Source organism: Pseudomonas sp. R5(2019) (genome assembly GCF_009905435.1).
Lineage (GTDB): Bacteria > Pseudomonadota > Gammaproteobacteria > Pseudomonadales > Pseudomonadaceae > Aquipseudomonas.
Map to the genome: position 1 here is coordinate 42,099 of NZ_JAAAMT010000036.1, position 18,470 is coordinate 60,568.

The window sequence follows — 18,470 nt, forward strand, 5'->3', positions numbered from 1 at the left end:
ATGGCGAACTATGTGGGAGCGGATTTATCCGCGAATGAATGCAGCTCATTTTTCAGGCATTGCGCGTTGTCTTCATTCGCGGATAAATCCGCTCCCACAAGGTCTATGCCTTAACTCACGGGCATTGGGGCTTGCCGGATCGCCGGACCGCCGCGATGGGCTGTAAAGCAGCCCCAGGCCGTTGCCTCAGACCTTCAACACCAACTTGCCAAAGTTCTCCCCGCTGAACAGCTTCAGCAAGGTCTCGGGAAAGGTCTCCAGGCCTTCGACAATATCTTCCTTGCTCTTGAGTTTGCCGCTGGCGATCCAGCCGGCCATTTGCTGGCCAGCAGCGGCGAACTGCCCGGCGTAATCCATCACCACAAAGCCTTCCATGCGCGCACGGTTGACCAGCAGCGACAGGTAATTGGCCGGGCCTTTTACGGCGTCCTTGTTGTTGTATTGGCTGATCGCGCCACAAATCACCACCCGGGCCTTCAGGTTCAAGCGGCTGAGGACAGCGTCGAGGATGTCGCCACCCACGTTGTCGAAGTACACATCCACGCCTTTGGCGCATTCGCGTTTGAGGCCGGCGATGACGTCTTCGTTCTTGTAATCGATGACCCCGTCGAAGCCCAACTCCTCAACCAGGAACTGGCACTTGTCCTTGCCGCCGGCGATGCCCACCACCCGGCAACCCTTGAGCTTGGCAATCTGTCCGGCAATGCTCCCCACGGCGCCGGCAGCGCCGGAAATCACCACGGTTTCGCCGGCCTTTGGCGCGCCCACGTCGAGCAGGGCGAAATAGGCGGTCATGCCGGTCATGCCCAGCGCTGACAGGTAGCGCGGCAGCGGTGCCAGGCTCGGGTAGACTTTATAGAAACCGGCAGGTTCGCCCAAAAAGTAGTCCTGTACGCCCAATGCGCCGTTCACGTAATCGCCGACGGCGAATTTCGGGCTTTCCGAGGCGATGACTTTGCCGACACCCAACGCCCGCATGACCTGCCCGATAGCAACGGGCGCAATGTAGGACTTGCCCTCGTTCATCCAGCCGCGCATGGCCGGGTCCAGCGACAGGTACTCGTTTTTTACCAGGATCTGACCCGGTGCCGGGCTGCTGACGCGGGTTTCCCGGAAGTCGAAGTCATCCCGGGTCACGGCGCCGACCGGACGGCGGGCTAGCAGAAACTGGCGATTGGTCTGGGCAGTCATTGGAAGTACTCGTGTGTGGAATCAGTGCTTGTTGATAGTCGCTTGTTGCGCAACAGGCAAGGGAGCCCGGGTCTGCGAATGCGCGGTTATCGAAGGGGGTGATAGATGCCAGGCAAGTTCATCACTGCAATGCATGGATATTCAAGCCCGGCCGTGATCGACACCGATATGTTCCGACCTCGACCGTTCAGAAAGCGACGCGCCTGTAGCTTTTTGCCATTATCCCGACGGTGAAGACTTGTGCCCGAGGGGGCAGGGTTGCGACTCTGCCGCAAGGCCAGTTCGGCGATTGGCAACAGTGCAGAAAAAGGGGCGGTGCGCAATGAATTCGGCCACACGAGGACGTTTTGCCAATCAGGGGATGGCCAGGAAACTGGGGCTTGGTTTTGCCATGGTGTTGTCGTTGACAGCACTGGTGGCGGGGATTGGTGTGTGGTCGTTGGAGGTAATCAGCCAGCGCTCCGAAGCGCTGGCGCAGATGTCCATGCTTAACAGCGGCCTGTTGAAGGTGCGTTTGATGGAGCAGGATTTTGCCTTGCACGCCAATCCGAAAACGGTAGATGCCCTGCATGCCGGGGTCGATGAGCTACAAGCCCGGGCGGCCCACCTTAAAGTTCAAACTCCCGGCATAGCGCCAGTCATGGCTGACGTCGAGCAAGCGCTGGCAGCGTATCGCCAGGCGTTTGACCAGTTTGTCGAACTCAGCCAGTCCAAGGATCTGGCGCTGGACATGGCCAGTTGGTCGGTGTCCAGCGTGGCCAATAACCTGGACGTGCTGCAGGCCGGGCTGGCTGACGATGGCACTTACACCCTCAAGGACTCCCAAGGCCAACAAGGCGCGGAGTTTATTGAGCAATCGGCGGCGGTCAGCCAGGTTTCGCGGCTGATGTTGCAAGCCATGGACGAGGCCCGGGTGCGCCTTGAGCAAAGTCGCAAGGCGGACGCCGAGGGTGCCGACAAGGGCCAGATCGCCCAGGCCCAGCAGGCTTTGGTCATGGCCGAACAGCTCAAGGGCCAGATCAAGGACGCCGGTTACCAGAGTGTGCTGGGCGACGTGACCCACCATATCACCACCTTTGGTGAAAAACTGGCTGAATACACCGCGCTGTTGGGCCAGGAGCGGCAGGTGTATGAACAACTGCGTGAGCGTGCCGGGCAAGTGACGACCCGGGTGGATCAGGCCTCGGCCGAGCAGGGGCAGGCCCTGCAGGCACAAATTGAAAAAAGTACAGTGTTGATCATTGCGTCATCAATCGCCGCGCTGTTGTTCGGGATCATCGCTGCGATGGTGATCACTCGGCTGATTGTCGCTCCCCTGCGCGAGGTCATTGCCCATGCGCGGCAGATTGCCGCCGGTGACTTGAGCGGCGAAATAGCGGTGACACGCCGCGACGAAATCGGCCAATTGATGCAGGCCATGCAGCAGATGAATAGCGGGCTGAGCGGGATTGTCAGTGGTTTGCAAGCCGGCATCGAGCAGTTGGCCGGGTCCGCCCAATCGCTCTCGGCGGTCACCGAGCAGACCAATCTTGAGGTCAGTAGCCAGAAAGAGGAAACCGAGCAGGTGGCCGCCGCCATGAACCAGATGACCGCCACCGTGCATGACGTTGCGCGCAATGCCGAAGAGGCGGCGCTGGCGGCACAAACGGCGGATGACAAGGTCGACAGCGGCCAGGCCGTGGTTCGTCAAAGCATGCAGCGCATCGAACAGTTGGCCAGCTCCGCGGCGTCGGCCAGCCACAGCATCGAAAGCCTGAGCGCCGAAATCCAGACCATCGGCAGCGTGCTTGAGGTCATCAAGAGCGTTGCCGAGCAGACTAACCTGCTGGCGCTCAACGCTGCCATCGAGGCGGCCAGGGCAGGCGAGCAGGGGCGCGGGTTTGCGGTGGTGGCCGATGAGGTACGGGCGCTGGCGCGACGCACTCGGCAATCGACCGAAGAGATCGAGCGCCTGGTCAGCACCCTGCGCAGTAGCGCTCAGTCGTCGGTCGAGCAGATCCGCAACAGCGGTGAACTGGTGAAACTGGCGGTCAGCGATGCACTGCAAACCGAAAGTGCGTTGGGGAGCATTGCGGCGGCGGTCTCGCTGATTCAACAGATGAACCAGCAGATTGCCGCGGCAGCCGAGCAACAAAGCTCGGTGGCAGAGGAAATCAATCGCAGTGTCACCAGCATCCGCGCCAGTGCCGATCAATCGGCACTGGCCATGCACGGCAACGCCAGTTCAAGTATTGAACTGGCGCAGCTTGGGAATGAGCTGAAGGGGATGGTGGGGCATTTCCGACTTTGACGTCAGCGGCTCAGGCCTTGCGCCCGTTCAGGATCAGCAGGGTCAAGATGCCCGCAACGATGCCCCAGAATGCCGAGCCAATGGAAAACAGGGTAAAACCCGAGGCCGTCACCATAAAGGTGATCAATGCGGCCTCGCGCTCCTTGGGTTCGTTCATGGCCACGCTCAGGCCATTCATGATCGAGCCGAACAGGGCAAGCGCGGCAATCGACAGCACCAGCTCCTTGGGCAAGGCTGCAAACAGGGCCGCCAGCGTGGCGCCGAAAATACCGGCCACACCGTAGAAGATCCCGCACCACACCGCGGCCGTGTAGCGTTTGCCCTGGTCTTCATGGGCATGAGGACCGGTGCAGATGGCGGCGCTGATGGCGGCCAGGTTAATGCCATGGGAGCCAAAGGGGGCCAGCAGCAGCGAAGCGAACCCGGTCACAGAAATCAGCGGTGAAGCGGGCACGTTGTAGCCGTCGGCGCGCAGCACGGCAATGCCGGGCATGTTCTGCGAGGTCATGGCGACCACGAACAGAGGGATGCCAATGCTGATGGTCGCCGCCAGCGAGAAGGACGGCGTCGTCCACACCGGTGTGGCGACTTCCAGGTGGAATTCGCTGAAGTCCAGCAAGCCCAGCACCCCGGACAGCGCCGTGCCCACCAGCAGGGCCGCCAGCACCGCGTAACGCGCCGACACGCGCTTGGTCAGCAGGTAGGTGAAGAACATGCCCAACACCAGCACCGTGCGGTGTTGCGCCGCGACAAAGATCTCACTGCCGATCTTGAACAGAATGCCGGCCAGAAGGGCAGCCGCCAGGGAGGAGGGCAGGCGTTTGACCAGTCGCTCGAAACTGCCGGTCAGCCCGCAGATCACTACCAGCACCGCGCAGGTGATATAGGCCCCGATGGCTTCGCCATAGCTGACGCCGCCAAGGCTGGTGATCAACAGCGCCGCCCCCGGGGTGGACCAGGCCACAGTAATGGGTGTGCGATAGCGCAACGACAAGCCGATGCTGCACACCGCCATGCCGATCGACAGCGCCCAGATCCAGGATGATATTTGCGCGCTGGTCAGCCCGGCGGCTTGCCCGGCCTGAAACATCAACACCAGCGAGCTGGTGTAGCCGGTCATCATGGCAATGAAGCCTGCGACCACGGCAGAGGGTGAAGTGTCGGCCAGCGGGCGCAATTGCGCAGGGGCGGCGTTGCTCATCGGGCAATCCTTGTACGGGTTTCAGCAGCGTTTCAGGCTAACGCGAGAGCGCGGGGTTATTGCGATACAGCGATCTGCGCAATCTGCCGTACAGTCCGCACGCTGGTTGCTGCGCTGCCTTGGCATTTGCGGTTGCATTTTCGTATGCGGTCGTTCGCCGGCACGAGAGAGGGGGAAGGCATGTACAAAGTTAAAACAATCGCGGTATTTCAGGCATTGCGCGTCATCGTTCATCGCGGGCAAGCCCCAATGCCAGTCAGTTAAGGCGCAGAGCATGTGGGAGCGGATTTATCCGCGAATGTAGGCGCCGCGCAATGCCTGATAAACCGCGGTGTTTTCATTCGCGGATAAATCCGCTCCCACAGGGTTTGCGTCGTTCAATGCCTTAACTGACTGGCATTGGGGCAAGCCCGGCTCCTACAAATGCCACCCCACGGATGTGGAGCGGGACATGTGGCAGGGCTTGCCGGATCGCCGGACAGCCGCGAATGCTTTTGAATACTGTCAGGCAGCGAACCGCTTGTTCAGATAGTCGATGATCACCTTGGACTCATACATCCAGGTGGTCTGCCCGTTCTCTTCAATACGCAGGCACGGCACCTTGATCTTGCCGCCTTGTTCCAGCAGGGTCTGGCGATCCTGTGGGTTGTTCTTGGCGTCACGCAGTGCCACCGGCACATTCAGGCGGTGCAGGTTACGGCGGGTTTTTACGCAGAAGGGGCAGGCATGAAACTGGTACAGGGCCAGGCCCTTGGCCGCTTGCTCCACTTTCGCCTGATCGGCTGGCGAACGCTTTTGCTTGCGTGGGCGGGTGATCAGGTCGAGCAATACAATGAGCTGGCCCAGGCCAACGCGCAGCGCTTTGACGATCATGCTGTAAAAACCTCCGATAAAATAAAACCCGACCTTGAAGAGGCCGGGTTTTGGTGTGCTGCAAATTACTTGATCAGGCTGAGAAACTCGCTGCGGGTGGCCGCATTGTCGCGGAACGCGCCGAGCATCACCGAGGTGATCATCGTTGAATTCTGTTTCTCGACACCGCGCATCATCATGCACATGTGCTTGGCCTCGATGACCACGGCCACGCCCACGGCGCCGGTGACCTGCTGGACGGCCTCGGCGATCTCGCGGCTGAGGTTTTCCTGGATTTGCAGGCGGCGAGCGTACATATCGACGATACGCGCGACTTTCGACAGGCCCAGTACCTTACCGCTGGGAATGTAGGCAACGTGCGCTTTACCGATGAACGGCAGCATGTGGTGTTCGCACAGCGAGTAAAGCTCGATGTCCTTGACCAGCACCATTTCGCTGTTATCGGAGCTGAACAGGGCACCATTGGTGACCTGCTCCAGGGTTTGTTCATAACCGCGGCAAAGGTACTGCATGGCTTTGGCGGCACGTTTTGGCGTGTCGAGCAGGCCTTCGCGGGACACATCCTCGCCGAGCTGGCCGAGAATCGCGGTGTAGTTCTGTTCCAGGGACATGGATCTACCTGTGGTTTTTTTCGCAAACGCGAAGGTTACGGCGGCTGTGACTGCGCTGCAAGTACGGTGTTATTCGTCGCGACCTTCAAGCATGGTTCGCTTGAGCATCACGTAGACCGCGCCAGCCCCGCCGTGACGGGCCTGGCAGGAGCAAAAGCCGAGCACTTGCGGGTGTTGGCGCAGCCAGGTGTTGACGTGGCTTTTGATCAGCGGTCGCTTGCCATCCAGACGTACGGCCTTGCCGTGGGTCACGCGCACGCAGCGTACTTCAAAGCGGGTGGCCTCGGCCAGGAATGCCCAGAGCGTCTCGCGGGCTTTCTCGACGGTCATGCCGTGCAAATCAAGGCTGCCCTCGAAACCGATCTGCCCAAGCTTGAGCTTGCGCATCTGGCCTTCCTGCACACCATCGCGGGCCCAATGCAGTTCATCTTCCGGACCGACATCGATGACGAATTGGTCGGAGAGGCCGTCGACGGTGGTGGCATTGCTGCGAACGGTCGCCGCCTGGCGCAATGTCGCCAGCTGCTTGCGATCGCTCCGGGGTTTGCCGGTGTCAGCGCGATCATGCGTGATCGGCTTTACGCCGCGCATTTCGCTTTTGAACAGGGAAAAATCGTCGTCTTGCATGTAAGCCTCCGCCAGGGAGGGCTAGTTTACGCGACTCGTCCTGAAGGCTGGGCCGCTCAATCGTGTTTTTTCATCAAGTGGGGCGCCAGGTTCAGCTCGCGGCCGCGACGCATGCGCAGCCTGCAGACGCGCCACAGGCGGATTCCCACCCACAGCAGCACCAGGCCAAGGACCAGGATCAGCGCGGCGCCCATCGGGCTGGTGTTCAGCTCGCCCAAGGCGGGCGGACGGCCCAGCAGACTCGCCGCACCGGCCATGGCCAGCAGTACGCCCAGGGTCGCCAGCAGGGCGGAGAAGCCAGCGCCCAGTCGCATGCGCCAGTTGCTCGGTTCTTTGGCACGCAGGCGCCGAGCGTCGAAACCATCGGATAACTTCATTCCGATTTCCTCTATGGATATCGGGCCTTCGACCGTCTGGTGCCAAGGTGGTTCCGGCTGCCGGGCGTTTTCGCCAGCCCGGCGGGCTTTATCGGATAGGCGGCGTTAAATCAGGTCTTTGGTCAAGGCAACACTGGCGAAGTTATCCGCCATGATTGCCATTTCCGTGCGCTGCACTTGCGCCGCGGCAATCACTTCATCCTTGAAGGGCAGGTCGCGGGTGGCGCAAGCATCTTCCACCAGTGTACAACGATAACCGTAATCCTTGGCCGCGCGCACGGTGGTGCTGACGCTGGAGTGGCTCATGAAGCCGCAGACGATCACATCCAGATGCCCAAGGTCTTGCAGCAGTTTGTCCAGGCCAGTGCCGTTGAAGGCGTTGGGCAGGCGTTTTTCAATGATGCGCTCATCGCCCTGGGGTTTGAGCTCAGGAATGAATTCCCCACGATAGCCTTGTGGGTCAAACAGGCCGCCCACGGTTCCCAAGTGACGAATGTGGACAACCGGTCGTTTGCCGGTGCGTGCAGCGGCCAGCAACTGGGCAATGTTGGCCACGGCTTCGTCCATGCCAGACAGCGCCAGAGGCCCGCTCAGGTACTCTTTTTGCGCATCGATAATGACCAGTGTGGCATGGCTCAGTTGGGCCGGTGGATAACCTCGACCGCTGAGTTGAAACATCGTCTTTGGAACGGACATCGGGGGCTCCTGTGAGTAGGGCTTTTGGGACATTCTCCTCTGCTGGAGCACTTATGTGAACCGCTTCGCTTGCAAGCAGCGTCGTTACTGGCTTGCAGCCATCTGGAGGAAAGCCGAAAGCCGCTGCGCGGGGATCATTTGCGCGGTATCGCTGTTAGAATCGGCGGTCGTATTTCAAGGAGTCTGCCGTGATCACTTCTCGCCTGCGCACGTTGCGCGACCACATCCGTTGGGCTGTCAGCCGTTTCCACAAGGAAGATCTGTTTTTCGGGCATGGGACCGACAACGCCTGGGACGAGGCGAGGTTGCTGGTGCTGGGCGCCGTGCACCTGCCGTGGGAGATCGCCGACAGCTACCTCGATTGCCGCCTGGAAGATGACGAGCTGGTCAATATCCAGCGCTTGATCAAGCGCCGCATCGAGGAGCGCGTCCCGACCGCTTATCTGCTTGGTGAGGCGTGGTTCTGTGGCATGTCGTTCATCGTCGATGAGCGGGTGCTGATCCCGCGCTCGCCGATTGGCGAGTTGATCGAAAAACGCTTCGAGCCGTGGCTGGCCCAGGAGCCTGCGCGAATCCTGGACCTGTGCACCGGCTCGGGCTGCATCGGTATCGCCTGCGCCGACGTATTCCCGCACGCTGAAGTGGTGTTGGGTGATTTGTCCTTCGAAGCGTTGGAAGTCGCGAACCAGAACATTGAACGTCACGGCCAGGAAGAGCGCGTCTATGCCGTTCAGGGTGATGGCTTTGAAGGGTTGCCCGGCCAGCGCTTCGACCTGATCGTCTCCAACCCCCCGTATGTCGATGCCGAGGATTTCGCCGACATGCCGGAAGAATTCCATCACGAACCGGAGCTCGGTCTTGCCTGCGGCAACGACGGCCTGGACCTGGTGCGACGCATGCTGGCCGAAGCGGCAGACCATCTGAATGAGAAAGGGCTGTTGATCGTCGAAGTCGGTAACAGTCAGGTGCATGTGGAGCAGCTGTACCCTGAAGTGGACTTTGCCTGGCTTGAGTTCGAGCGGGGCGGGCATGGGGTGTTCATGTTGACGGCGGAGCAGTGCCGGCAGCATCAGGCGTTGTTTGCTTCCCGGGTTTAAAGCTTCGCGGGCGCTGCGGCGTGTCAGGCGCACCGTGGTGCCCGCGAATGGCCTCACCATGCATTCAGCGGTGCGTCGCAATCCAGATCAGCAACCCCGCCTGAAACACCGCAAACGCCACCAGGCAGGTAATGGTGAAGCGCAGGCCGCCGTCTTCACGGCGGTACTGGTTGATCCGTTCTTCCTGTTCGCGCAGCTTTACTTCCTGTTCCAGAAGGGTGTGATCGGCCTGCTGCAGCATGCTCGATGCGTCCAGAATCTCGACCACTTGCAGCCGTTCGCTGTTCCAGCCAGCGATCAATTCGCCGACCTGGGCATCGCCGTAGCTGCCTTTGAGGTGCTGCGCATCCGCGTACTCGACGGTCAGGCCCAGGCTATTCAACACATGGTCGCGGCGCAGGCGGGTGTCTTCGTTGAGGCCGTCCTTGCTCGGCAAGGCCGCGCCGTCGATGCGGTATTGGGGCCAGCGGCGCTGCGCCCAGAGAATCCCCTGAGCCAGCAGGAAACGCCCCAGCCCACGGTTGACCGGCTCAATCTGCAGGCCGGTTTGCGGGTCGAGATACACGCGGCGGGTGGCGTGATCGACCCACACATCCAGGTGGTTCTGCTCCTTGCGCACCCGTTGCCCCGGCAATTGGATATCCTGGCGCAGCAGGCTGCGTTCCTTGCTGTGGCGTTCGGCCCGGCCGTGCTGAACAAAGCGTAACGGCCGGGCGCCGCTGCTGCGGTCAATGGGCAGGGGCGCCAGGCGCAGCATCTGGAACTGTTCGGGCAACACATCCGCCCAGGGCAGCGTGACGCCTGCGGCGTCCGGCTCCTTGGCGAGGTCTTCGGGGTTTTCCCGGGTTGGGGCGTCAGTCATCACGGCGATCCTATTCTGCGCGGCGCGCCGACCGTATTTGCACAGCCAGCACCCGGCTTATCGGCCGATGCGCTCAGGACTGGAGCCCGGCGCGCCGCAAACCCCTCACTTTTTCGGCAGCGCCTCGATAAAGCTCACCAGGCTCTGGGCCAAGATGCTGGCCAGCGGCAGGTTGGGATTTTTGTAGGAGTCGAGCTGCGACTGCAGGTCCTCCGGCACGATGCGCAGGACATGGTTCATGCCATCGACCAGCACCAGCTGCGCATCCGGCTTGGCGGCCTTGAGTCGTTCGGCATCGTCGACGCTGACCTGGATGTCGTTGCGGCCCTGTACGATCAGTGCAGGCATTTGCAGGCGGGCGAAGGCGGCGGCGGGGTCCTGCCGGAACAGTGAGATCAGGTAAGGCTGCACACTGGGGCGGAAGATCACCTGCAAGTCGTCCGGGACGTGGGTGTCGACCCAGCCGGCCTTGAGGCTGTCGATCAGCTGTTCGCTGCGCTTGAGCAGCGGGTGCGGCAAGCGATCGTGCAGCTGTTCACGCAATACCGCATCGATGGGGCGCCCGGAGCCGGACAGCGAAATCACCGCTTGGGCGCCCGCCGATTCAGCCGCCAGGCTGGCAATCAGCGCACCTTCGCTGTGGCCCAGCAGAATCAGCGGGCCCAGGCGCGGGTCGGTGTGAAGCTTTTTGCCCCAGGCCACCGCGTCGGCCACATAACCCTCGACGCTCAGGAAGCGTTCATCCGGCCCGGCCGCGCGACTGGCGGCGATACCGCGCTTGTCATAGCGCACGCTGGCGATGCCGTTGTTGGCCAGCAACAAGGCCAGGCGCTTGAGGCTGTCATTGCGCCCGCCACCGAGCGCGTTGTTGCCGTCGCGGTCGGTGGGACCGGAACCGGCGATCAACAGCACCACCGGCACCGGTTTATCGCTGCGCGGCAACAGCAGCGTGCCAGCCAGCATGCCGCTGCCGGTGTCCAGCGTAATCGGGCGTTGCAGCACGCTGGGAGCGGCCTGAAGCAGGCTACTGCAGAACAAAAGCACAAGGGCGAAGAAACGCAACATCATCAAGCTACTATCGAGAAGGTGACGGTTGGACTCACCGATTCGCACAAGGTTCGCGCACGGAGGGATGAACTGGCCGGTTAGCCTGCGTATACTGGCGCCTTTGGTTTTTCAGGCTGATTTTTCGGAGCGTCCTGCATGTCCGGCAATACCTACGGCAAGCTGTTCACAGTCACCACCGCTGGCGAAAGCCATGGCCCGGCGTTGGTCGCCATTGTCGACGGCTGCCCGCCAGGACTGGAACTGTCGCTGCAGGACCTGCAGCACGACCTGGACCGGCGCAAGCCTGGCACCAGCCGCCACACCACCCAGCGCCAGGAAGCCGACGAGGTCGAAATCCTTTCCGGCGTCTTTGAAGGCCGCACCACCGGCTGCGCCATTGGCCTGCTGATCCGCAATACCGACCAGAAGTCCAAGGACTACTCGGCGATCAAAGACCTGTTCCGCCCGGCCCATGCCGACTACACCTACCACCACAAGTACGGTGAGCGCGATTACCGTGGCGGTGGCCGCAGCTCCGCGCGGGAAACCGCCATGCGCGTCGCCGCTGGCGCCATTGCCAAGAAATACCTGGCCAGCCAGGGCATCACCATCCGTGGCTACATGAGCCAGCTGGGGCCGATCGAGATTCCGTTCAAGACCTGGGAGTCGGTCGAGCAAAATGCCTTCTTCAGCCCTGATCCGGACAAAGTCCCGGAGCTGGAGGCCTACATGGACCAGCTGCGTCGCGATCAGGATTCGGTCGGCGCCAGGATCACCGTTGTGGCCGAAGGCGTGATGCCGGGCCTCGGCGAGCCGATCTTCGACCGTCTGGATGCCGAGCTGGCCCACGCCCTGATGAGCATCAACGCGGTCAAGGGTGTCGAGATCGGTGCCGGTTTCGCCAGCGTCGCCCAGCGCGGCACCGAGCACCGTGACGAACTGACCCCGGAAGGCTTCCTGAGCAACAACGCCGGCGGCATTCTTGGCGGTATTTCGTCCGGCCAGCCGATTGTCGCGCACCTGGCGCTCAAACCGACTTCCAGCATCACCACCCCGGGCCGCTCCATCGATGTCGATGGCAACCCGGTCGAGGTCATCACCAAGGGCCGTCATGACCCATGCGTCGGCATTCGGGCCACGCCAATCGCTGAAGCGATGATGGCGATCGTGTTGATGGACCACCTGCTGCGCCATCGCGGCCAGAACGCCGATGTGCGAGTGAACACGCCGGTACTGGGCCAGCTTTGATGCACGACTGCGTTATCCGCGCCACGGTGGCCTGACCGCCGTGGCGATTCCCTACTGGCGCCTGTCCAGCTTCTACCTCTTCTATTTCGCCTTGCTCGGTTCGACGGCGCCTTTTCTGGCGCTGTACTTCGATCACCTGGGTTTCTCCAGCGCGAGAATTGGTGAGCTGGTGGCCATTCCCATGCTAATGCGCTGCGTGGCGCCCAACCTGTGGGGCTGGCTGGGCGACTACACCGGGCGACGCCTGGCGATCGTGCGCTTTGGCGCGGTCTGCACGCTGTTTACCTTTTCTTTGATTTTTGTCAGCAAGAGCTACGCCTGGCTGGCGATGGTCATGGCCCTGCATGCGTTCTTCTGGCATGCGGTGTTGCCGCAATTTGAAGTGATTACCCTGGCCCATCTGCAGGGGCAAACCTCGCGCTACAGCCAGATCCGGCTGTGGGGCTCCATCGGTTTTATCCTCACCGTGGTGGGCCTGGGCCGGCTGTTCGAATGGCTTAGCCTGGATATCTATCCGCTGGCGCTGGTGGCCGTCATGGCCGGGATCGTGGTCAGCAGCCTCTGGGTCCCGAATGCCCAACCCCCCGCGCAGGGCGACCGGCCGGCGGGCGAGGGCTTTTTGCGGCAACTGGCCAGCCCCGGGGTGCTGGCTTTCTATGGCTGTGTGGCGCTGATGCAGCTCAGCCATGGGCCGTATTACACCTTTTTGACCCTGCACCTGGAACACCTGGGCTACAGCCGTGGCGTGATCGGCATGCTCTGGGCGCTGGGAGTGGTGGCGGAAGTGCTGATGTTTCTGGCCATGAGCTGGATTCTGGCGCGGCTCTCGGTGCGGCGGGTGTTGCTGTACAGCTTCCTGCTGGCGGCATTGCGCTGGGCCTTGTTGGGCACGCTTGCCGAGCATCTCTGGGTGCTGCTGTTTGCCCAGGTGCTGCACGCGGCGACCTTTGGCAGTTTTCATGCGGCGGCCATCCAGTTCGTGCAGCGTAGTTTCGGCTCTCGCCAGCAAGGTCAGGGGCAGGCGTTGTACGCAGCATTGGCGGGCACTGGCGGGGCTTTGGGCGCGCTGTACTCGGGCTACAGCTGGAACACGCTGGGCCCCACGGTAACCTTTAGTATTGCTGCCATCGCAGCATTGGCTGCAGCCGTTATGATTGCGACCCGAATGAAGGAGAAAACCTGATGAGCAGCCTGAGCGTATATCACCTGTCGACCCCGGATATCCCCAACAAGGTCCTGACTCATGTCGAGGACATTGCCTCGACATTGGCCGAGCACGGCGTGCGTTTCGAGCGTTGGCAGGCGACGACACCGATCAAGCCCGGTGCCAGCCAGCAAGAGGTGATCGCAGCCTATCAGGGGCAGATTGATCAATGGATGACTGAGGGTGGCTACAGAAACGTGGAGGTCATCAGCGTCCATGGCGAGCAGCCGCAAAAGGCCGAGCTGCGCGCCGAACATCTGGAAGAGCAGCGCCATGGCAAAGACGAAATACGTTTATTCGTGGCGGGCCGCGGGCTGCTCAACCTGCACATCGAGGATTACGTCTACGCCGTGTTGTGCGAGAAACACGATCTGATCTCGGTACCGGCTGGCACTGTGCATTGGTTGGATGTGGGTGAGGATCCGCGTGTTGTCGTCATTCGCTTGTTCAACGACGCTGAGGGTGGGGTGGAAAACTTCACCAGCGAAGACATCGCCAGCCGCTTCCCGGGCCTCGATGACTGACCTTTCGTCACACTGCAATTTTAGGTGGGAGCTTTATGTGGGAGCGGATTTATCCGCGAATAGCCGCACCCGACAGACGGTGGTGAGTCAATTCGCGGATAAAACCGCACCCACAATTCCCTCTCGGCTTTTGAGAGTGCCGCGGAATTAGTGATACGTCGGCAACGCAAAGCGGTTCTGGCTTTGCAGCATCGAAATCGCTGGCAGTTCGCTGGCCTGCTCGGCCAAGTCGCGGCGAATGGCGTTGATGGCCCAGGACAGCTGTTCGGAGGAGTGCAGCTGATTATGGGAAATCGAGCGCTTGATCTGTTTGCCTTCGGTGCTGCGAAGGGTCAGCAGGATGCCGCCGTCAGGGCGAGCCAGGGTGGTGACCTCATAGGCGGAAAACACCGACGCGAATTTTTGCTGGATCAGGTCCATATCAGCTCCTTAGCTCTTGTGGTTAAGCGTAAGGAAGCAGTTGCAGCGATTGTGCCAGCCTGGATTTTTTAAAAACTATTTATAAATCAACTATTTAAAAAAATAGCAACGGTAGCGGGTCGTGCATTTTGCATGAGTCGCTTTAGCCAGCCCTGCATTTTGCAGGATCATACCCGGCGATTTCGCAGCGCCTATTCTATTGAACCGCCCTTGCCCAATTAATTCCGTTGCGATTGCCTCATAGCGTCTGGCTGTTGACCCCGGTATCAGTGCCTGCGCAGACTTCATTCTTTGCACAGCCGCAGGAGCAGCCCATGTCAAACGACCAGCCACAGCAAATGAACGCAGACGAAGCCGCTGAATTTGCCGAGCAGGTGTTCAATGTCGCCCGCAGTGGCGATGCCGACATGCTCGAGCGTCTGCTGGAAAAGGGCTTGCCGCCCAACTTGCGCAACCACAAGGGCGACACCCTGTTGATGCTCGCCGCCTACCATGGTCATGCGGACGCCGTGCGGGTGCTGCTCCAATACAAGGCCGACGCGACCCTTCTCAATGACAAAAACCAGAGCCCGCTGGCGGGCGCTGCGTTCAAGGGCGATTTGCCGGTCGTGAAGCTGCTGGTCGAAGCGAGCAACGACGTCAATGGCGCCGGGCCCGACGGCCGTACCGCCTTGATGATGGCGGCGATGTTCAACCGCATCGAGATTGTCGACTACCTGCTGAGCAAGGGTGCCGACCCGCAGCGCCAGGACGCCCAAGGCATCACTGCCCTGGGAGCGGCCAAAGCCATGGGCGCAGTAGACACCGCAGCCCGGCTCGAGCGCTTGATCGGTTAACCCAAAAGACCGGATTGCGGCTATCCTTTGCGCCCTTTTTAGCTTTGTTGCAGGCGGCACGCATGAAAAACCAACTGGTCGAACTCATTGGCAAAATCAGCTCGGGCTGCCTGCGTGACGAAGACATCGAACGGATCGCCGACGAAGCCGCCCAGGCCTATGCCGATCCGCAGGCCTTTCTTGCGGCCAACCCGGATATCAACTACGACGACACGTTCCCGATCCCGCTGGGAGAGTGGCTGGTGGTCGGCAGCCTGCCCGATACCGTGCTGTTCCAGGCTGACACCTACGCTGATCTGCTGCAGCAGATCATCGATTCGTTCGGCAAGGACATCAGCTTCAACATCAAGCCCAAGCAACTGAACAAGGTCGAGGCGCTGACGGCGCTGAATCGTATTCAGGTACAAATGAGCAGCATGAGCAAGGACCGGGGTGGCTACCAACTGGTCAACTTCAGCCAGTTGCTCGATGACGAACTGCAAATGGTGCTGGTCTTTGGCGATGACCTGCCACGCGTCCTGGAGCTGAGCGCCGAAGTTGGCATCGCCGCCGCGCCTGCCCTGGAAGCGCTGAAGGTCGCCATCCACGTTTAACCCGGCTGCTTGCGTAACCGGCTATCCTGATCTGGCGTGCCATCATTCAGGAGTGTCACATGGGTTCAACGTTCAATAGCCTGGTTGGCCTGATCATTCTTGTCCTCGATATCTGGGCCATCATCAATGTGTTCAAAAGCAGTGCCGACACCGGCATCAAGATTCTATGGGTGCTGTTGATTTTGCTGCTGCCGGTATTAGGCCTGATCATCTGGGCCATCGCGGGTCCCAGGGGGGACGTGCGCCTGTGATCACTTGCCCGGCGAGCCTGGGCAAGCACTTCGCTGCCTACGGTATTGTTACTCGCCATTACCACGAAAAAGTCCACAGGCCGGGAAACGACTGAACCTTGCACTGAGTTGACACTGCAAGGAGCCATGAGCTGCCTTGCCGTGGCGGTTGTTACAACGAAATTTTCACACGCTATTGCCCAGAATCCCCGCGCGCTTTTTTCTTCCCCACAAATGGCTGGGCAGCGCCCCGGCGATGGTGCACCATCTGTCGCTTCGCTTGAAACACGCCACTTCAACTTGTCCAACGGATCTTCTAACCCCATGGCTAATACGGACGCCTTGAGTCAGCAGCGGGCCTCGTCGCGCTTGCTGCAACCGACTCTCAAATCGCACCTGGCCTACACGCTGCTCAGTGGCCTGGTCATCATGCTGATGCTCAGCCTGCTGCGCCTGGCCCTGCTGATCTATAACCGCGAGATGATCGGCGCCACCCCGGCGATGACCTTTGTCGAGGCCTTCATCAATGGCTTGCGCTTCGACCTGCGGCTGGTGGTCTACCTCAGCGTGCCGCTGCTGCTGGCCATCTTCAGTGCTCGCGCCATGGCCGCGCGTGGCCTGTTCCGCTTCTGGTTGACCATTACCTCCAGCATCGCGCTGTTCCTCGGCCTGATGGAGATGGACTTCTATCGCGAGTTCCACCAGCGCCTCAACGGCCTGGTCTTCCAGTACGTCAAGGAAGACCCGAAGACCGTGCTGAGCATGCTCTGGCACGGCTTCCCGGTGGTTCGCTACCTGCTGGCGTGGGCGTTCGTGACCTGGCTGCTGAGCCTGGTGTTCAAGGGTATCGACCGCCTGACCCGGCCTCGCAGCCCGTATGGTGCGTCGATTGCCGGTGCCCGCGCGGTTGCACCGTGGTACGTGCGTGGCGGCGTATTCGTGCTGTGCCTGCTGATTGCCGTGGTCTCCGCTCGTGGCACCCTGCGCCAGGGCCCGCCGCTGCGTTGGGGTGATGCCTACACCACTGATTCGAACTTCGCCAACCAGCTCGGCCTCAATGGCACCCTGAGCTTGATCGGTGCCGCCAAGAGCCGTATCTCCGAAGAGCGCGACAATATCTGGAAGGCCACCTTGCCGCAGCCAGAGGCGCAACAGACCGTCCGCGACCTGCTGCTGACCCCGAATGACACGCTGGTAGACGCCGAAAGCGCCGCCGTGCGCCGTGACTTCCTGCCGCCCCAACAGAACACCCTGCCGATTCGCAACGTGGTGGTGATTCTGATGGAGAGCTTTGCCGGCCACTCCGTCGGCGCGCTGGGCAGCAATGCCAACATCACGCCGTACTTCGACAAGCTGAGCAAAGAAGGCCTGCTGTTCGACCATTTCTTCTCCAACGGTACCCACACCCACCAGGGCATGTTCGCCACCATGGCGTGCTTCCCGAACCTGCCGGGCTTCGAGTACCTGATGCAAACGCCGGAAGGCAGCCACAAGCTGTCGGGCCTGCCGGAGCTGTTGAGTGCACGGAAATACGACGACGTGTATATCTATAACGGCGATTTCGCCTGGGACAATCAGTCGGGCTTCTTCAGCAACCAGGGCATGACCACGTTCATTGGCCGCAATGACTTCGTCAACCCGGTGTTCTCGGACTCGACCTGGGGCGTTTCCGACCAGGACATGTTCGACCGTGCGGCCCAGGAGCTGGAGCATAACTACGGCAAGAAGCCGTTCTATGCCTTGCTACAAACTCTGTCGAACCACACCCCGTACGCACTGCCCAAAGAGCTGCCGGTGGCGCCGGTCACCGACCAGGGCACGCTCAACCAGCACCTGACGGCCATGCGCTACTCCGACTGGGCACTCGGTCAGTTCTTCGAGAAGGCCCGCAAGGCGCCGTACTTCAAGGACACGCTGTTCGTGGTTGTCGGCGACCACGGTTTCGGCAACAGCCAACAGATCACCGAAATGGACCTGGGCCGTTTCCACGTGCCGTTGCTGTTGATCGGGCCTGGCATCCAGGAGAAATTCGGCGAGCGTAACCACACCGTGGGCATGCAGGTCGATATCGTGCCGACCATCATGGGTCGCCTGGGTGGCGAAACCCGTCACCAGTGCTGGGGCCGTGACCTGCTCAACCTGCCGGAAGGCGACAAGGGCTTTGCCGTGATCAAACCGTCGGGCAGCGACCAGACGGTAGCGATCATCACCGGCGATCGTCTGTTGGTCGAACCCAAGGAAATGCCGCCACGGGTCTATCGCTACGAGCTGGGCGCGCAACCCAATGGCGAGTTGATCCAGAGCGCTCATGATGAAACCGATCTTCAGCGCAAGCTGGAGTCCTTCATCCAGACCGCGACCAAGAGCCTGATGGACAACACCGCCGGGGTGGTTGACGGCACGCCGAACTGACCGATTACCTCATGTAGGAGCGGACCTGGCCGCGATGGGCTGCGCAGCAGCCCCGGCGATCCTGAAATCACCCGCACTCGCTGGCTGAGTCGCAGATCTTACTGGCCTCAGGGGCTGCTGCGCAGCCCATC

At 61.0% G+C, this 18,470-nt stretch carries 19 protein-coding genes and 1 pseudogene; 10 read left to right on the forward strand and 10 right to left on the reverse strand.

The genetic code is table 11. The annotated features are described in order from the left end of the window. Window positions 1-186: 186 nt before the first annotated feature. Window positions 187-1,191, reverse strand: coding sequence for an NADP-dependent oxidoreductase (locus tag GUY40_RS20525; protein WP_166570740.1), 1,005 nt, complete (start codon window positions 1,189-1,191; stop codon window positions 187-189). A 1,285-nt stretch (window positions 1,192-2,476) separates the two neighbouring features. Here GUY40_RS20525 and GUY40_RS28870 point away from each other — a divergent pair. Together GUY40_RS28870 and GUY40_RS28875 are read left to right on the forward strand one after the other, a co-directional pair. Continuing rightward, window positions 2,477-2,608 (forward strand): annotated as a pseudogene (locus tag GUY40_RS28870) (HAMP domain-containing protein); the annotation flags it as partial. Window positions 2,609-2,617: 9 nt separating this feature from the next. Continuing rightward, window positions 2,618-3,481 carry a methyl-accepting chemotaxis protein gene (locus GUY40_RS28875; RefSeq protein ID WP_371924918.1) on the forward strand — a complete coding sequence of 288 codons (864 nt, stop codon included), beginning with the start codon at window positions 2,618-2,620 and terminating at the stop codon, window positions 3,479-3,481. A gap of 10 nt (window positions 3,482-3,491) precedes the next feature. Here GUY40_RS28875 and GUY40_RS20535 read toward each other — a convergent pair whose 3' ends face one another. From GUY40_RS20535 to GUY40_RS20560, 6 genes are all read right to left on the reverse strand, one after another. Then, entirely contained in the window at window positions 3,492-4,682 is a 1,191-nt protein-coding gene (locus GUY40_RS20535; RefSeq protein WP_166570742.1) for a benzoate/H(+) symporter BenE family transporter, read from the reverse strand. 504 nt (window positions 4,683-5,186) lie between these two features. Next, the gene (locus GUY40_RS20540) at window positions 5,187-5,555 is read right to left on the reverse strand and encodes a glutathione S-transferase N-terminal domain-containing protein (RefSeq protein WP_166570743.1); all 369 of its coding nucleotides are present in this window, start codon (window positions 5,553-5,555) and stop codon (window positions 5,187-5,189) included. 65 nt (window positions 5,556-5,620) lie between these two features. Continuing rightward, window positions 5,621-6,166: a GTP cyclohydrolase I FolE gene (folE, locus tag GUY40_RS20545; RefSeq protein WP_166570744.1), complete on the reverse strand. Its 546-nt coding sequence runs from the start codon at window positions 6,164-6,166 to the stop codon at window positions 5,621-5,623. Between the two features lie 69 nt (window positions 6,167-6,235). Further along, a complete protein-coding gene (locus GUY40_RS20550; protein ID WP_166570745.1) occupies window positions 6,236-6,793 on the reverse strand; it encodes a Smr/MutS family protein in 558 nt (185 codons plus the stop codon). Window positions 6,794-6,849: 56 nt separating this feature from the next. Then, window positions 6,850-7,170 (reverse strand): hypothetical protein, encoded by a 321-nt coding sequence (locus GUY40_RS20555; protein ID WP_166570746.1) that lies wholly within the window; start codon window positions 7,168-7,170, stop codon window positions 6,850-6,852. A 105-nt stretch (window positions 7,171-7,275) separates the two neighbouring features. Continuing rightward, the gene (locus GUY40_RS20560; protein WP_166570747.1) at window positions 7,276-7,866 is read right to left on the reverse strand and encodes a cysteine hydrolase family protein; all 591 of its coding nucleotides are present in this window, start codon (window positions 7,864-7,866) and stop codon (window positions 7,276-7,278) included. 188 nt (window positions 7,867-8,054) lie between these two features. Here GUY40_RS20560 and prmB point away from each other — a divergent pair, with 188 nt between their 5' ends. Further along, a complete protein-coding gene (gene prmB / locus GUY40_RS20565; RefSeq protein ID WP_166570748.1) occupies window positions 8,055-8,963 on the forward strand; it encodes a 50S ribosomal protein L3 N(5)-glutamine methyltransferase in 909 nt (302 codons plus the stop codon). Between the two features lie 64 nt (window positions 8,964-9,027). On the opposite strand, the gene GUY40_RS20570 is transcribed toward prmB, so the two are convergent. Continuing rightward, window positions 9,028-9,825 (reverse strand): hypothetical protein, encoded by a 798-nt coding sequence (locus GUY40_RS20570; RefSeq protein ID WP_166570749.1) that lies wholly within the window; start codon window positions 9,823-9,825, stop codon window positions 9,028-9,030. A gap of 105 nt (window positions 9,826-9,930) precedes the next feature. Then, the gene (locus GUY40_RS20575; RefSeq protein ID WP_166570750.1) at window positions 9,931-10,893 is read right to left on the reverse strand and encodes an alpha/beta hydrolase; all 963 of its coding nucleotides are present in this window, start codon (window positions 10,891-10,893) and stop codon (window positions 9,931-9,933) included. Between the two features lie 135 nt (window positions 10,894-11,028). On the opposite strand from GUY40_RS20575, the gene aroC reads away from it, so the two are divergent. From aroC to GUY40_RS20590, 3 genes are read left to right on the forward strand one after another with little or no spacing between them, the layout of a single operon-like run. Then, window positions 11,029-12,120, forward strand: a complete 1,092-nt coding sequence (aroC, locus tag GUY40_RS20580) for a chorismate synthase (RefSeq protein ID WP_166570751.1) — start codon at window positions 11,029-11,031, stop codon at window positions 12,118-12,120. A gap of 31 nt (window positions 12,121-12,151) precedes the next feature. Continuing rightward, window positions 12,152-13,303, forward strand: a complete 1,152-nt coding sequence (locus GUY40_RS20585; protein WP_166570758.1) for an MFS transporter — start codon at window positions 12,152-12,154, stop codon at window positions 13,301-13,303. Next, entirely contained in the window at window positions 13,303-13,848 is a 546-nt protein-coding gene (locus tag GUY40_RS20590; RefSeq protein ID WP_166570752.1) for an acireductone dioxygenase, read from the forward strand. The genes GUY40_RS20585 and GUY40_RS20590 overlap by 1 nt, the downstream gene beginning before the upstream one ends. A 147-nt stretch (window positions 13,849-13,995) precedes the next feature. On the opposite strand, the gene GUY40_RS20595 is transcribed toward GUY40_RS20590, so the two are convergent. After that, window positions 13,996-14,268, reverse strand: a complete 273-nt coding sequence (locus tag GUY40_RS20595) for a DUF3509 domain-containing protein (protein WP_166570753.1) — start codon at window positions 14,266-14,268, stop codon at window positions 13,996-13,998. Between the two features lie 314 nt (window positions 14,269-14,582). Between GUY40_RS20595 and GUY40_RS20600 the strand changes: the two genes are divergently transcribed. From GUY40_RS20600 to GUY40_RS20615, 4 genes are all read left to right on the forward strand, one after another. After that, on the forward strand, window positions 14,583-15,104 hold the full coding sequence (locus GUY40_RS20600) for an ankyrin repeat domain-containing protein (protein ID WP_166570754.1): 522 nt from the start codon (window positions 14,583-14,585) through the stop codon (window positions 15,102-15,104). A 62-nt stretch (window positions 15,105-15,166) separates the two neighbouring features. Further along, window positions 15,167-15,697, forward strand: coding sequence for a hypothetical protein (locus GUY40_RS20605; RefSeq protein ID WP_166570755.1), 531 nt, complete (start codon window positions 15,167-15,169; stop codon window positions 15,695-15,697). A gap of 59 nt (window positions 15,698-15,756) precedes the next feature. Further along, window positions 15,757-15,948: a PLDc N-terminal domain-containing protein gene (locus tag GUY40_RS20610; RefSeq protein WP_166570756.1), complete on the forward strand. Its 192-nt coding sequence runs from the start codon at window positions 15,757-15,759 to the stop codon at window positions 15,946-15,948. 303 nt (window positions 15,949-16,251) lie between these two features. After that, window positions 16,252-18,339, forward strand: coding sequence for an LTA synthase family protein (locus tag GUY40_RS20615; RefSeq protein ID WP_166570757.1), 2,088 nt, complete (start codon window positions 16,252-16,254; stop codon window positions 18,337-18,339). The last annotated feature ends 131 nt before the right edge of the window (window positions 18,340-18,470 follow it).